The 14,581-nt window shown below is 40.7% G+C and carries 13 protein-coding genes; 7 read left to right on the top strand and 6 right to left on the bottom strand.

Annotated features, from left to right (window positions below; translation table 11 throughout):
• The first annotated feature begins 278 nt into the window (after nt 1-278).
• From M886_RS12155 to M886_RS12140, 4 genes are all read left to right on the top strand, one after another.
• Entirely contained in the window at nt 279-1,460 is a 1,182-nt protein-coding gene (locus M886_RS12155) for a hypothetical protein (RefSeq protein ID WP_048051254.1), read from the top strand.
• Between the two features lie 849 nt (nt 1,461-2,309).
• Entirely contained in the window at nt 2,310-2,600 is a 291-nt protein-coding gene (locus tag M886_RS12150; protein WP_048038616.1) for a hypothetical protein, read from the top strand.
• Nucleotides 2,601-3,007: 407 nt separating this feature from the next.
• Nucleotides 3,008-3,253: a hypothetical protein gene (locus M886_RS12145; RefSeq protein ID WP_048037535.1), complete on the top strand. Its 246-nt coding sequence runs from the start codon at nt 3,008-3,010 to the stop codon at nt 3,251-3,253.
• A 299-nt stretch (nt 3,254-3,552) separates the two neighbouring features.
• Entirely contained in the window at nt 3,553-3,783 is a 231-nt protein-coding gene (locus M886_RS12140; protein ID WP_048037537.1) for a hypothetical protein, read from the top strand.
• 260 nt (nt 3,784-4,043) lie between these two features.
• On the opposite strand, the gene M886_RS12135 is transcribed toward M886_RS12140, so the two are convergent.
• Nucleotides 4,044-4,544: a type 1 glutamine amidotransferase domain-containing protein gene (locus M886_RS12135; RefSeq protein ID WP_048038613.1), complete on the bottom strand. Its 501-nt coding sequence runs from the start codon at nt 4,542-4,544 to the stop codon at nt 4,044-4,046.
• 145 nt (nt 4,545-4,689) lie between these two features.
• Complete coding sequence (locus M886_RS12130; RefSeq protein ID WP_048051253.1) at nt 4,690-5,874, bottom strand: trans-sulfuration enzyme family protein; 1,185 nt, start codon at nt 5,872-5,874, stop codon at nt 4,690-4,692.
• Between the two features lie 252 nt (nt 5,875-6,126).
• On the opposite strand from M886_RS12130, the gene pncB reads away from it, so the two are divergent.
• Nucleotides 6,127-7,347: a nicotinate phosphoribosyltransferase gene (pncB, locus tag M886_RS12125; protein ID WP_053228891.1), complete on the top strand. Its 1,221-nt coding sequence runs from the start codon at nt 6,127-6,129 to the stop codon at nt 7,345-7,347.
• A 540-nt stretch (nt 7,348-7,887) separates the two neighbouring features.
• On the opposite strand, the gene M886_RS12120 is transcribed toward pncB, so the two are convergent.
• Together M886_RS12120 and M886_RS12115 are read right to left on the bottom strand one after the other, a co-directional pair.
• Nucleotides 7,888-9,276 carry a TolB family protein gene (locus M886_RS12120; protein ID WP_048051252.1) on the bottom strand — a complete coding sequence of 463 codons (1,389 nt, stop codon included), beginning with the start codon at nt 9,274-9,276 and terminating at the stop codon, nt 7,888-7,890.
• A gap of 719 nt (nt 9,277-9,995) precedes the next feature.
• Nucleotides 9,996-10,748, bottom strand: coding sequence for a carbonic anhydrase (locus M886_RS12115; RefSeq protein WP_015413042.1), 753 nt, complete (start codon nt 10,746-10,748; stop codon nt 9,996-9,998).
• Nucleotides 10,749-10,955: 207 nt separating this feature from the next.
• Here M886_RS12115 and M886_RS12110 point away from each other — a divergent pair, with 207 nt between their 5' ends.
• Both M886_RS12110 and M886_RS12105 read left to right on the top strand, forming a co-directional pair.
• Nucleotides 10,956-11,654 carry a hypothetical protein gene (locus tag M886_RS12110; protein ID WP_048051251.1) on the top strand — a complete coding sequence of 233 codons (699 nt, stop codon included), beginning with the start codon at nt 10,956-10,958 and terminating at the stop codon, nt 11,652-11,654.
• Between the two features lie 424 nt (nt 11,655-12,078).
• On the top strand, nt 12,079-13,452 hold the full coding sequence (locus M886_RS12105; protein ID WP_048051250.1) for a HEAT repeat domain-containing protein: 1,374 nt from the start codon (nt 12,079-12,081) through the stop codon (nt 13,450-13,452).
• A gap of 24 nt (nt 13,453-13,476) precedes the next feature.
• Here M886_RS12105 and M886_RS12100 read toward each other — a convergent pair whose 3' ends face one another.
• Nucleotides 13,477-13,665, bottom strand: coding sequence for a hypothetical protein (locus tag M886_RS12100; protein WP_015413044.1), 189 nt, complete (start codon nt 13,663-13,665; stop codon nt 13,477-13,479).
• Nucleotides 13,616-14,575, bottom strand: coding sequence for a hypothetical protein (locus M886_RS12095; RefSeq protein ID WP_048040416.1), 960 nt, complete (start codon nt 14,573-14,575; stop codon nt 13,616-13,618). Before M886_RS12095 ends, M886_RS12100 begins: the two co-directional genes overlap by 50 nt.
• Nucleotides 14,576-14,581: the final 6 nt, after the last annotated feature.

Raw genomic sequence — 14,581 nt, 5'->3', positions numbered from 1 at the left:
TCCTGTTATACATATCACCCTCGATATTTAAATGATACCTGAACTTCGTTTTCCGATTTTGAAAGTCCTGCTATAGATAAATACTATTTTACTCTATTTTACTCCTACAAATTAAACAAGTTTAAGAAGAAAACTTTTTTACATCGGATGGCATAAATATTTAGTGAATGTAAAAATTGTTTCCAGACTTACTTTACAAAAATAATTGTAAATTTCAGAAAATAAATCTAAAATGATCTTATAGTATCTAAAAGAAAAATAATACCAGGAGATCTATTATGCGGTTCATTAATAGAATTCCCGGGATTAAAATTGCAGGACTGCTAGCCATCATTATTCTAGTTGCTTCTACCCTGGGATGCACAGGTTCAGACCATGACGAGATCAGTTCAAGCTTCATTCCGGATGCAGAGGTGATGCCTCCATCACCTGAAGCAAATATTACATTTGTTACTGAAGGTTCATCATTTTCGCCAATTATAAAAGTTAAGGGCAGCCCGGAAATTCAGTGGGTATTTGGTGACGGTTCAACATCTGGCTCCACGTCTCCAACCGTCAATTTTGGTTCAGAAAAGACAAGAGTAAACACTCTCATAGTAACACCATGGAGTGCAGTGACCCAGATCAACATCGGATACGATGGCTCAGATGGAGGAGTAACTCCGGGCCCTGGTACGATAGAAAAACTGAAACAACAAAATGTGATAGCTGTAAGTGGATTAGAAAACGTTGCACCGTCCCTCAGGGTATGGGCATCAAGTTTTAATCCGATAAGCGAGCTGGATTTCAGCAACTTTACGGAACTGCATACGGTTGAATGTTTTTACTGCACATCATTGACTGATATAAGACTCCGGAATGTTCCATCTCTTACCAGGCTCTGCTTAGAAAATTGTAAAATTTCTTATCTTGATCTATCAGAAGCCCCTTCACTGGCTGATCTTCGTGGGGCATCTCAGGGAAGTTCAACATATGAAATAAACTGGGGTACCACGGGGGCACATGTATGGCATATATGTGTCAGAGACAACCCTCAGATGACAGGCACGTTTCCTGTCAGCCAGTTTCCACTACTTAAAGACTATTTTATCTGGAACGGCAATCAAAGCGGCAGCCTGCACCTGACTTCAAAGGATTTGAAAAAAGTTCTGCTGTCCAGCAATAACTATACGATAGTCAATTTTTCCGGGTGTTTCCCTGCCGGTAGAAAAGGCACTGTTAATGTTTGTAATAATAAAATTATAAGTCTGGATATATCCGATGACCCCGGTTTACTTTATTTAGATGCCAGTCAGAATTTACTCGATCAAACAGCAGTAGACGGGATACTCCAGAAACTGGATTCGTACCATACCCGTAATGGGTCTCTGGATTTAAGCGGAAACGCCGTCCCATCAAGTGCAGGTATTGAACACGCAAAGAATTTGACATCCAGAGGATGGGAAGTTAAAATAGAATAAATCTGCCAGATATCCGGCCTGAATGACGCATTATATGGTCAAATCAGGCCGATGTGGTTTTTTCTTTTGAGGCACCGGCATGATGCATGGAGCCTCATTTTTCTGGGGTACAGGTCTTTTTGTAGGTTTTCTGTTCAGACTGCTTCCTTTACCTGTTACAATTGAAAACACCTGAGATATCGAGTGGATAGTTATAGTTTTTATGACAGTGGGTTTCCTTTTTGTGGCGAGATTATTTCAGGCGTTTTTCCATTGTAACTGCAGTTAAGGTCTCACAGAACCGGGCATCTGATCTGAGAGCCTCTCAAGGGCACCGGACGCAGTCAACCTCTTTATTATCATTGAATAATAAAAGCATACTTAAAGAAAAAAAGAAAGTGTCAGCATTTAATAGAACAGTAAAGCTTTTTGAAGGTATATGTATAGAATATAATCTTTAACTGACTTTTAATAATTAATTAAAAGATCGATAAAGTATTAATTACGGAATATTCTCAGAAGATTAGATGAAATAATCCAAAACCCTTTTAGAGGCTCATCACAGGTTTTGGTTGGAGCCCTGAGTTTATAGCCATCCTCAGCACTTAATTTCCCTGAATCAATTCGAAATCCCGGAATAGTCTCACAGAACTGATGGATTGCAATTTGTGGATTTTAGCAGATTTATTAATAATTTCAACTACACTCTCTGGTCTAAATCTCTAATCCCCGGTCTAAATCCCCAGGTCCAAAATCTTTGTCAAAATGCCCGTTTCATTATTGTTAGCATATACATTTATAATTAATTATGATTGTTTACTTGGTATAAAAAACCGAATAACTACTGAATACTAAAAGGTGTGCAGATATATGGTTGATAATAGCTCTCATAATTCTCATAAAAATCCTGGAAAAAAGATCAGTCCTTTCAAGAAAATATTTGATAATATGAAAAATTTTATGAAAAAGGATGAAGAAGACAATAATCCGTCTTCTTTTGAAGTATCTAAAACCGAAAAATCTCCGGATTCAAATATTTCGGAGTTGGAAAAATCTGGTAAGAATGATAAATCTGGTAAAAATGAGAAGAGATCGATGCATGAAAAAAAATCCAGTAAAAAGGAACAGAAGCTTCCAAAGAAATATAAAAAAGGCTGGTAACCGAGGGTAATGACTTAATCAGAAAGTTAATTAGTCACATTTGTTCTGTAGACTTGTTCTGTATACTTATTCTGTATACTTATTCTACATTTGCTCTATATTTATTGTATATTTATCTGTATATTTATTGTATATTTATCTGTATATTTATCCTATCTCTCAAAGTTTAAGAATTTAGTTGCTTTTTTCAGTTTAAGAAAATTCTTTCAGTTTTAAAGCCATTATAATATTATAAAAGATATTATATTATAAGTATTTATAAATAGGACAATATATTCCAAAAAAATTAAGGAAATAAATAGAAAAAACCAATTGAAAATCAATGTTTAAAAACAACTTCCTAACATAGTTTTCGTCTTTCCCAAAGGTATTTATTTAAACAGTATAATGACAGATAGGGATTTAAAGTGCAGAGAATACAATCAAAGGAATATTTCAATGCAGTACAGGCATATTTTGCCAAACATAAGGACCCTGCCACAGTATACTCTTTCCTTTTAAACACGCTGTGGACAGATAAACAGAAACTATCTGATAAGATGTATTATCAGCGTGTTGACATGCTTAAAATGACGGAAAATTGCGTTAGCTTCTATACCGGCACAGAGTGCACTCTTGTACTGTGTTCAAATCCGGAAAAACAGGCTCCCTAGTTGAACTATAATTGGAACTGCCTTTTTTGAGAATAAATAAGCTGTTACATCTCCGATCCTTTCCTATAAAATGCCTGGAAGATTCTATTATCTGCAGCCAGGGCTATCTCTCAGGCAAACATAGATAATAAACAAATAATAGCCTTTTTTATATGTTTACCCTGAAATCCCCATATACTGATATTGATCCATCTGTTTTTGCAGCCTTATATGTCTCTCATTTCAGATAATGCTGTCTTTCGGCTCTTTGCTTATCTTCATAAACTATGAAGTACATTAATAGCTTGGAGTGAATAATCATGCAGAAATTAATGAAAACAGCGGGTTATGCCTTAGCGATAATAGGGTCTGCTTACGTTGTAAAACAAGTCTTAAAGTGTGAAAAATGCCGCTCCTGGTCTGGCTGGCATAAAATAAAAGTAGAAGATGAAGGACCGGATAGTTCAACTGGATCACACACAATAAAAGTAGAAGAAGAAGAGGGAGAACGAAAGGGTTCAAGGTACGGCTCCAATCCGATCCGTTACTGAACCTGAAAGGCTCAGATGAAAAGATCATTCCAGACCAGGCTGAAAAGCGCAGGAATATTTCGAAATGCGTGATTCCATTACCCGTCATTCAGAAATACATTTCTGTTAACATACATTTCTGCTAACTGCAGAAGGTCCGGGGAGATGTTAATTCAAGAAAAAGAAACTCAAAAGAACTGAAAAGAGTAGTTAAAAAGCCCATTAAAAAGAGAAATGATTAAAGTAAAAGAAAGAAGTTAAAAACAGAACATATTTCTTCTTTATTTCAGCAATTTAATCATTTCTCTTCCGAAGGCGTAAAGGTCATCAGGACTTCTTGAAGAAACGAAGTTCCCATCAATAACGACTTCACTGTCTTCGTAAAGCGCTCCTGCAGCTATGATATCATCTCTTATCCCTATCCAGCAGGTAGCTTTTCTTCCTTTTATTACGCCTGCCGAGACCAGGACCTGCGGGCCGTGGCAGATTGCAGCGACCGGTTTATTCTTTTCAAAGAAGTGTTTTGTGATCTCAAGTGCATCTTTATCAAGCCTCATTTTTTCGGGCCCTTTCCCTCCGGATATTACAAGGATATCGTAATCTTCAGGGTTCACATCCTTAAATGCGATATCAACCTCTACATCATACCCGTACTTTCCTTTTATCTTTCCTTTCTTCATTGAAGCCACGTGTGTGGTGATGCCCTCTTCCTTCAAACGGTGGTAAGGATAAATAAGTTCAACATCCTCAAAACCATCAGCTCCGAATACGAGCGCTTTCAGATAAATCCCCCCGGTTCATGTATGCTATTGATTTTGCCTTAAGAGCTTATTACGTGCTGGTGCAAACAAAAGATTAGTCCGGAGGCAAATATATTTTGTCTGATTATGAAAATAAGACAGGTAAAGCAGGCCCCTGATTTACGGCTCAAATTTTCTCAAGCGCCTGTTTGAGGTCTGCAATTATGTCCTCAGGATCTTCGATTCCTATGGAAAGCCTGACAAGCCCATCAGTAATGCCCACTTTTCCTCTTACTTCTTTCGGGACGCAGGCATGCGTCATGGAAGCAGGATGCTGAATCAGGGTATCAGTTGCCCCGAGGCTTACTGCGAGAGAACAGAGCCTGACGCTGTTCATGAGCTTGCTTCCGGCATCAATCCCGTCCTTTACTCCGAAAGAAAGCATTCCTCCGTACCCGCTCATCTGTTTTTTTGCGATTTCGTGCTGCGGATGGGATGAAAGCCCAGGATATCTTACCCATTCAACTGCGGGATGAGACTCAAGGAAATTGGCAACCTTCAGCGCGTTCTCGGCGTGTCTTTCCATCCTGATATGGAGGGTTTTCAGCCCTCTTATGCAGAGCCAGGCTTCGTGCAAGCCCATTGTTCCGCCCGTATATCCGGCAACCTTTGCCAGATTTTTTAGAAAAGCTTTGTCGCATACAACGATTCCGCCAAGCAGATCTGCATGCCCGCCTATATATTTTGTACAGCTGCTGAGGGAAATATCTGCCCCAAGAAGAAGAGGTTTCTGGAAATAAGGCGTGGAAAATGTGTTATCCACAACACAGATGGCTCCCTGTGCTTTTGCAAGCCCGGAAATCATTCTGATATCACATACATTCAGGGTAGGGTTGGCAGGAGTTTCCAGAAAAACCATTTTAGTCTCCGGCCTGAGAACTTTTCTCACGTTTTCCGCATCTGTTGTGTCTACGAAAGTAACATCTATCCCGAGCCCGGGAAGAATTTCTGAAAAAAGGCTGTAGGTGCATCCGTAGACCACATCAGTTGAGACCAGGTGGTCTCCCTTTTTGAGGGCTGTCAGAGCAACTGCAGTGATTGCTGCCATTCCTGAAGCAAAGGTCTGCCCTGCTTCCCCTCCTTCGAGTGCAGCGAACTTTTCTGACAGGACGGCGTGTGTGGGCGTGTTCGGGGGAATGCGCGTATAGACATACCCGTCTTCCTCTTCTGCAAATCTTGAAGCTCCCTGTTCAACACTATCAAAAATGAAAGTTGAAGTTTGAAATATTGGAGTTGTATGAGCTCCGAATACCGGATCCGGTTTTTCTCCCGCATGAACGCATTGGGTTGCGAACTTAAATTTCCTTTCCATATCCCGAAATCTCCTGTTTAAATTAATACCAGGATAAGTATCTGTTTTTCCGGTAATTATTTGTTTGGCGTCAGGGGCAGGATAAAGACTTAAAGGATCAGTAACTTAATAAAGAAAACTTGAGTTATGCAGTTACATCAGAAATTTTAAAAATACAGTATGCCATATACGTGAAGTAAAAGCTTCAATAGGGAAAAAGAAGTTACGGATGTTGCGCCAGAAGCAACCTAAAACGTTAAAGGAAGGCCTTCCGTGATAAAATCCATACTTGATAACGATCTTTATAAGTTCACCATGCAGATGGCTGTTCTGGAGTTATTTCCAAAAGCAGAAGCCGAATACCGTTTTACTAACCGGGGATTACAGCGCTTTTCCAGAGAGTTTGTGGAAGAACTCAGAAGGGTCATAGATGAAGAGATCTCAGGATTAAGACTGACAGAAGAAGAATACCGCTGGCTTGGCGAAAAATGTCCTTTTCTGAAGCCGATGTACCTTGAATACCTCAAAAATTTCCGGTTCAAGCCAGAAGAGGTAGAAATCTGCCTTACCAGGGAAAACGATCTGGACATGCGCATAAAAGGCCCCTGGCACAGCACGATCCTGTGGGAAATTGTCCTTATGGCTGCGGTTTCCGAACTCTATTTCACAACTATAGAGAAAGAATGGAACGGCAGCACGAAAAATCCGGGAACACCAGAATCCGCAACACTGGAATCCGTACTTGAAGCCTATGGAGAAAAAATCCTGGAAATAGGAAAGGTTCTTGAGGAAAATGGCTGCCTGTTTTCTGAATTTGGGACCCGCAGGCGGAGAAGTTTTGAACTCCATGATCAGGTAATGAGAAGTCTTGTGCGGATAAAAACACTTACAGGTACAAGCAATGTTTATTTTGCAAAAAAATATGGTGTAAAGCCCATAGGTACGGTAGGGCACGAATGGATTATGGGCACTTCCGCCCTGGTAGGGCTCAGGTACGCTAACCGCTTCGCTTTTGAAAACTGGGTTGATGTTTACAACGGAGATCTTGGAATTGCCCTGACGGATACTTTCGGTTCTGAAGCTTTCTTCAAGGATATGGACCTCAAGTTGTCTAAAATCTATGACGGCTTCAGGCACGACAGTGGAGACCCTTATACCTTTGTTGACAGGGTGATAGAGCATTACGGGAAAATGGGCATAGATCCGATGAAAAAACTAATCGTTTTCAGCGATGCCCTCAATGCCGAAGCAACGGTTAGACTTAAGAAATACTGTGAAGGTAAAATCAACTGCAGTTTCGGTATAGGGACAAGCCTTACCAATAATTCAGAATTCTTCCGGGAAAGCCCCCCCCTGAACATGGTGATAAAACTGCACAGCATTAACGGGATTCCTGTTGTGAAACTGAGCGACTCTCCAGAAAAAGAAACCGGAGAAAGGGATGCTCTGAGGGTTGCAAATTACATTGTGGGAAGGAAAGGGCTGGATGAATGAGTTTTAAGAAGGACTGAAGAAAAAGGGAGAAAAAAGAGACAGTTAAGAAAGCAAAAAGAGAAACTCTCTTCAGCCACCTTCAATGAATACCTTAAGACATTAAACTCCACTGGTCTTCATCTCCCGAGAGCAGAGGGTCTTTCCTGTAAGTTACCATGTGGTCATCTTTCCGCCCCGCCCTTACAAAAAAAATTATCTTTCAGTCAAATTATTTGGTACGTTATCTGGCATTACAGTCACGTTGAGGATTTCTTTCTTTCCTGCACCCCATTCATATTCCACAAGTTCGACAGGCGGGTAATGTGAGATTATTTCTCCTTCTTTTCCCTCCAGACAGGACTCCTTCCAGATGAACTATCACTGCTGCCTGTACCGTCTATTCTTTCAATTCTCTCTTTCCCGGGTAAGTAAACTGATATATGCCCTTCACTTGCATGTCCTCCCCAATTTATCACTGCTACGGAAATTGTGACATTCCCTCTCTGAGACAGCCCTCAAAGGGATCTACCTTAACACCGGCAATTTTTAGGTAAGAAGAAATTAAGATGCAGAAAAGAGTTTTATTATGACAATTTCCGAATTATCGGTACTGGCTGCATCCGAATCATTTATCGAAACCCTATCCGGGGTAGCTCCCGGACTATTTTCGGAAATATCAAGAGGGTCGATGTCTGAACTAGCTACCGAACCTGTGCCAGATTCATTAATTAAACTAACGTCCAGACCGTTTGTTAAAGCAGCATCCGAGCCATTCATTAAAGCAATTTCTGAGCTATTTTTCCCGTCAGTAACAGAACCATCAAGATTTGAACCGCTAATAACAGAATCATCAAGATTTGAACCGGTAATGTTTGAAACACTGCTGTCAGGATAGTTTATAGTTTCAGCTGTGATAATATCAGATATAGAATTGTTCCCGGGATTATACCCTTCAAACATAATTTTTGACCCTTCAGGACTCCATCTTGGGATGGAATCATATCTTCCAGTATTGTTTGTAAGCCTGGACCTGTAGTTTCCTTCTATGTCCCTGAGCCATATATCAGGGCTTCCTCCTTCATCTGAAACATATGCTATCCATTTTCCATTAGGACTGAAAGACGGGTTCCATTCGTTGTATGATGTATTTGTTAACTGAGTCTGGTTTGTGCCGTGGTAATCTATTACCCACAGGTCATATTTGCCCTGCGAATCCTTTGAGCTGTATATAACTCTCAGTCCAAGAGGGCACCAGTCCTTTCCAGTCCCCACGTTTTCCGATGTTCCAAGTCTGGCTCTGTTGTTTCCGTCCCTATCGATTATCCATAACTGGGGCGGCATACCTGCAGATTCCTGAGTATATGTAATCTTTTTTCCAAAGCGGCACCATGAGCCCCAGCCTTCGGAGACCTGAGAGTCGCTGGCAACAGGAGTTACAGTTCCGTTTTCCAGATTTGCCAGATAAAGATCAAGTTGAGAACCCATTGATTTTATGATAACTAGGTCTCTTCCATCAAGGCTCAAATCACTGAAACCGGTAAGGTTACCTTCACCGATGCCTGTCCGCTTTATTTCACTACCGTTTGCTTTCATCCTGTATGATTTAAAATCATTTGATCCGTTTCCTTCAACAGTATAAAAGATATATTCACCGTCTGCTGACCATACAGGAGACAGCTCCTTTTCGGGACTATCAGTTAGAAAAGTAACATCTTCTACAAAATCATCTGCAGAAACAACCTCCTCATTATTCGAGATCTTTCCTGCAGCAATGCATATAAGACCGGAATCGGAATCAAAGTAGTTTCTTGAAGCATTTTCTATCCTGTTCAATCCGGGCCCTTCTGTAAGATTGCCGAACCCGGACAGTTCATCAGGAACTGCTCCTACGGGCAGGATAATAATTAAAACGGATATCAACAAAAATAAATCTTTGAGCATTTTTCTCATGAGTCCTCACCGTGAACTTAAAAAATTAATATTACAAATATAATTTCTCAATCATATATAGTATAGAAATTCTAGTCCATATTATACATCGTAAACTGAAATCAGGAAATAAGGGAGCATAAATTTAATTTCTCAAATTAATGGCAATCTTACCGAAAATGCTTCGTAAAACCAGAATCCCTCCCCCATCTCAAGTACATCATTAATAAATATTGATTACTGTTAGAGGACACAAAAAATTGTCTGAACGCAAAACAAAAAAGTCAAACAAATATCAGACATTAAAACAGACTTAACTTGGTATCTACGTATGTCAGTTCTTATTTGTGGAAAACGCCGTTCCCTTTATCGAGCAGGAAAAGAACAAATAGCTAAAGTGAATATGCTTTCTCTGGTCAAGTATAAAAGCTTTATCGCCGTCCTTATGAAGTTCACCCTTCCTCTTCTAAATCAGTCCTTCAGTCCTCTTGAGCAAGCAAAGCGAGTGAAAAGGACACCGTCCTCCCGATGCGCAATTCGGGCGAGACGAGAATAGGGTGGGAAAAAATAAGACTGCCCGATAACAGATCAATTCAGGCAGTTTCGGGCAGAAGAAAGTATTTATTAAAGGTTTTTTCGGTTAAGAGAGTTTCATCTGCAGAATTGATCTTTCGTATCTTTCCGGTAATCTATGATTTTCAGATCAATCTACCCGATATTCTTTTACTTCAGCAATGTTATTATGCGTTGTACCCTTCAGCAAGGTTGGTATTTACATACACCACAGCTTCATTTGTGTGCTTGTATGCATAATCATCCGTAACTTCGGGCAGTTTATCGGCTTCATCCTGAGAGGTTACTACAGTGCCTGCCGGGATGTACCTTCCATCAGGGACAGTTACACCGATCGCTGCAGATGTCGGTTCAAGCACACAGTTATTTCCTATTTTAGCTTTGAAAACGAAAGTCTGCATTCCAATGAATGTGTCATTTCCGACAAGGGAAGGGCCGTGAACCTGAGCCTGGTGGGCAAGGGAAACTCTTTCTCCTATATAAACAGCATACTTTTTGCCGTCTACTTCAACCTGGTTTTCCTCTACGGGTTCGCCTTCCTCATTAACGGTCTCAAGTGCATGGAGTATAACACCGTCCTGGATATTGCATTCATCTCCTACAAATATCGGCATGCCTTCATCGCTCCGGACAGAAGCCATTGGAGACACCATTACACTGGCGCCTATCGTCACATCCCCTATAACTGACGCCTGGGGATGTATGTAAGCGGTTGGATCAATAACCGGTTCGGTAGGTTCCGGATTCCAGGGGGTCACAGGATTCGCCCGGATGTTAGATTCCTCAACATTAGCCTCGACTTCCTCTGCTTCAATATTTTCTCCTTCTTCTGCTCCTTCACCCTGGGAAACACACCCGCTTCCTGCAAGGGTAATTGCCAGGGACAGAAGAAGGGCCATAAAAACCCTGTTAAATTTCATAAGAGTCCTCCAGTCACAGTGTGAAGATTGTAAAATATATAGGCATTTCTATTTTTATTTGAAAAAAGATAAAAAAATAAAAGTGAATTTATTTTGATATGAAGACAGGCATTGATAGGACCTCAAAATAACAGGTCAGTAGACATGGTAAGCCGGGAACCTGATTAAATCCAAAAATCCTTATAATTTAAAGATATACAGAGTGTCATGCAGGCTGTACTTCAGGTTCCCATAGAGTCCGTATATGCTGACCTTCCTGTATTTGTAGTGCTTGCAGTCTGGAATTTATTTGTTCTCTTCGTTATTTCAAAAAAAGTATATGAGTTTTCTTTAAAAAAAGGAAGGTCAACCAGTTCTTCAATGTATTTTTCCAGAAAGACAATACATTTTCTAGCAGGCGGTTTAACGGCACTGCTTCTTCCATTCTTCGCTCGCGAACCCATACTGCCAGCACTGATGGCTCTGGGGCTTGCTTTTGCAACATATGTGCCGCATAAACTCAACAGGCGCATGTACTGGTTTCAGGACCCGGAAAACATATATGATGTGGATTTCACGTTAAGCTGGGGGCTGATAATATTTCTCACCTGGTACATTGATAAGAGCTTCTGGCTTGGTGTAATCCCTGTGCTTTTTATGGCATTTGGCGACGGGATTACCGGAATAATCAGAAACCTGAAATACAATAAAAGGACTAAAGCCTGGGAAGGAACTGCAGGCATGTTAATGCTTTGCATAATTATTGGTGCACAGATGGGGATTGCAGGAATTATTGCGGGAATTTTATGCTCATTTGTAGAAAGAATAGAAAACATAGATGATAATATTACGGTGCCTGCTGTTAGTTTATTTATTCTGGTCGGAGCCCACTATTATTTCCCTTCGTCTACTGTTTCTTTTTATTGATTATTTCAGTTGCTTTTGTTGAAGTTTAACTTAAAAGTCTACTTATTTTTTAAATATCCAGAGTTTATTTTTTAAATATTCAGAGTTGATAAACTAAAAGTTCTTATATCTTTGAAAGTAATAATATTAAAAAATAGAAAATGTCAGAGGAAAATTTAGTTACAGGGTCAAACAGGGGACATTATACTATTTATTTAAGATCGAATCTTAAAAATTACGGCTTCAATTCACTGAAGCCTTATTCTTAGCTGGTATAAGCGGGAAAAATGTGCTCTTAAAAAATATGTTTTGAGGGTTTTCATATACTAAATTTTTAACATATGAGCATGTTCTTATGCTTAAAAAATCGTATGAAGTTTTATACAGGATACAAAGTTTAAGATATTTCTAATGAACTGTTAAATTAATTGGGGGATGGAAAGAGATGGATGAAAATACCAGGAACCTGATAAAGAAAGTGGAACGCTCTGTTTTTGCAGGGAACAGGGCAGCTGCTGCAAAAGAACTTGGGGAAATAGGGGACTTTGACGCTGTACCTGTTCTGCTTAAAGCGCTTGAAGATTCTAGTTCGAAGGTGAAAGCTGCTGCTTCGGAAGCCCTCGGGGAAATCAATGACCCTGATGCAGTGCCCGGCCTGATGAAAATGCTTGACTACCCTGAAAGTTATGTCAAAAAAGCTGCAATAATTGCCCTTGGAAAAATAGGGACCCAGGAAGCGGTTTCAGGGATCGTGAAAGGTTTCAGGGATCCTGATAAACTGATACGTAAAGAATCGGTAAAAGCATTGATGAGAATAGGGTCTCCAGAAGCAGTTTCAGGGCTTACCGCAACTTTTACCTGCCCGGACAGCCCCCTGAAAAGAATTTCTATAACAGCACTTGGAAAAATAAATACCTATGAAGCAGCCTGCGGGCTTGTAAAAGCCCTTGAAGACCCGGATAACAGGGTCAGACAGCAGGCTGTGGAAACTCTTGGGAAAAGAGGTATTTCTGATGTCCTTGAAGAATTAATGGAACTTCTTAAGGACTCGAGACAGCCAGTACAGGAAGCAGTATCGGAAGCGCTCTGCAAAATAATAGGAGGATCGGAATCGGTACCAGTTCTTGTGAAGGCACTGGGAGCTTCTGATAGGAAGGTGAGGAAGGCTTCGATAGAAGCCCTCGGGAAAGCGGGTAATTCAGAAGCTGTTTCTGCTCTATTGAAGGAGCTTGATGACGATGACTGGTATTTGAGAAGCCGGGCTGCAGATGTACTTGCGGACATCGCTTCTCCTGAAGCAGCTCTTGGTCTTGTAAAAGCCCTTGATCTGCACGATGCACCTGTAAGAAAATTGATAGTGAGTGCACTTGGAAAAATAGGAAGTCCTGAAACAATCGAAGGACTTGTCAAAGCCCTTGACGACCCTGACAACTCGATCCGTGAAGCTGCAACTCTGGGGCTTGGAAAAACAGGAAAAGCAGAAGCTGTCCCTGGGCTCCTGAGAGCCCTGCATGACCCCAAAAATACTGTGCAGGAAGCTGCTGCCACATCACTTGGAGACATGAAGGCGAGAGAAGCCGTTCCTGAGTTTCTCAGAATTCTTGAAGACCCTGATTCGCTGATACATAAATCCGTAATATTTTCACTTGAAAAAATAGGCACTCCGGAAGCAGTTGCGGGTCTTTCACGTGCACTTAATAACCCTGATGCTATGGTAAGAAAAGCTGCAGCAAAATCTCTCGAAAAAATTAAAAAATCCGGTCTCCCGCTGGAAAAAGCAAAAAATATTGAAATTTCGGGCTTCAATATTTCGGAATGAAATTATCAAACATTCGGAATAAAGTTACCTGAAAGGCAAATCCGTCTCGTCCAGCAGCAGATCTATCTCCGGATCAATTCCGGGCAAAATCTGTTTCAAGCATTTTTTCAGGCTTATCCCTGAATGATATTTCCCTGAGAAAGAGATCATCTGAACAGGATTTTCAGGACATATTTCTGCGGCTGCCCTGCATCTCAGAACCCCTTTCTTCATGCATCTGTCCTCTTCCTCCCCTCACAGGGCCTTTACCATATTTCATTTCAGAGGACATTAGTTCTCTAAACTCATCAAAGGACTCAGCTGCGTTGACATCTTCTTTAAGAGCGGTAAGTTCTTTAATTTTGTCGTTGAGTTTTGTAACTTCCCCGGCCGTATCTTCGCCTGAGTTCTCATTCTCGCTTACTCCGGTTTCAAGGTGTTCAATTTCTTTTTCAATTGAGTCAACCGCTTGAGCTTTCATATAAGTTAACACGACATCCTGCAGTTCAGACGCACTGGAAGCTCCACTTACGCTGGTGGACAGGTCTTGAAACTCGGATATCTGTCCTTTAAGCATTTCAGTCATGTTTTCATCGCTTGACTTTTCAAGCTGCACGTTAAGCATATCGGTCATATTGCCGAGGGTATCAACTATTTCTGTCTGTACTTCAGTAAAGTTTTCATCTGTTAAGTCCTCAACTCTAAAGAGGCAGGGTCCGCACATTTTATCTGGAAATCCATTTTTTCCACACGGACCTGCACCTTCAGCATTTGCCTGCCTTTCTGCAAGTAAAACCTCCTGCAATTCTTCTGCGGTTGAAGTCTCGCTTACATTGTTATACAGGCTTTGAAGTTCAGCAATCTTTTCGGTGATTGAATTAAGCACTTCAGTCTGAACCTCTGTGAAGTTTTCTTCTGTTATGTTTTCAGCAGGACAAAAGCCCATACCACGCATTCCATCAGGTCCTTCTACCCAGTGCCTCATACCTCCTGACATCATTTTTCCAGACCCCTTACCATTTGCAGAGTTTATTTGATCTGCATAGGTAGCATTTTCCGAAGCAATAGCACCAGAAGGAATAATGCTTAAGACCATCAGCACTACCGCAAAACCGGCAACTGATTTTACTGCTTGTTTTTTCATAGTATA

Source organism: Methanosarcina soligelidi (genome assembly GCF_000744315.1).
Taxonomy (GTDB): domain Archaea; phylum Halobacteriota; class Methanosarcinia; order Methanosarcinales; family Methanosarcinaceae; genus Methanosarcina; species Methanosarcina mazei.
The sequence above is the reverse complement of the archived record's forward strand: the minus strand, read 5'-3'. Positions and strand labels throughout refer to the sequence as shown.

Excerpts from the sequence above, each read along its gene's own strand:
- M886_RS12150 (WP_048038616.1), top strand. The coding sequence starts at position 2,310 with ATGGTTGATAATAGCTCTCATAATTCTCATAAAAATCCTGGAAAAAAG.
- M886_RS12130 (WP_048051253.1), bottom strand. The coding sequence starts at position 5,874 with ATGGAAAGGAAATTTAAGTTCGCAACCCAATGCGTTCATGCGGGAGAA.
- M886_RS12110 (WP_048051251.1), top strand. The coding sequence starts at position 10,956 with ATGCAGGCTGTACTTCAGGTTCCCATAGAGTCCGTATATGCTGACCTT.
- M886_RS12095 (WP_048040416.1), bottom strand. The coding sequence starts at position 14,575 with ATGAAAAAACAAGCAGTAAAATCAGTTGCCGGTTTTGCGGTAGTGCTG.
- M886_RS12100 (WP_015413044.1), bottom strand. The coding sequence starts at position 13,665 with ATGAAGAAAGGGGTTCTGAGATGCAGGGCAGCCGCAGAAATATGTCCT.
- M886_RS12120 (WP_048051252.1), bottom strand. The coding sequence starts at position 9,276 with ATGAGAAAAATGCTCAAAGATTTATTTTTGTTGATATCCGTTTTAATT.
- M886_RS12140 (WP_048037537.1), top strand. The coding sequence starts at position 3,553 with ATGCAGAAATTAATGAAAACAGCGGGTTATGCCTTAGCGATAATAGGG.
- M886_RS12155 (WP_048051254.1), top strand. The coding sequence starts at position 279 with ATGCGGTTCATTAATAGAATTCCCGGGATTAAAATTGCAGGACTGCTA.
- M886_RS12105 (WP_048051250.1), top strand. The coding sequence starts at position 12,079 with ATGGATGAAAATACCAGGAACCTGATAAAGAAAGTGGAACGCTCTGTT.
- M886_RS12115 (WP_015413042.1), bottom strand. The coding sequence starts at position 10,748 with ATGAAATTTAACAGGGTTTTTATGGCCCTTCTTCTGTCCCTGGCAATT.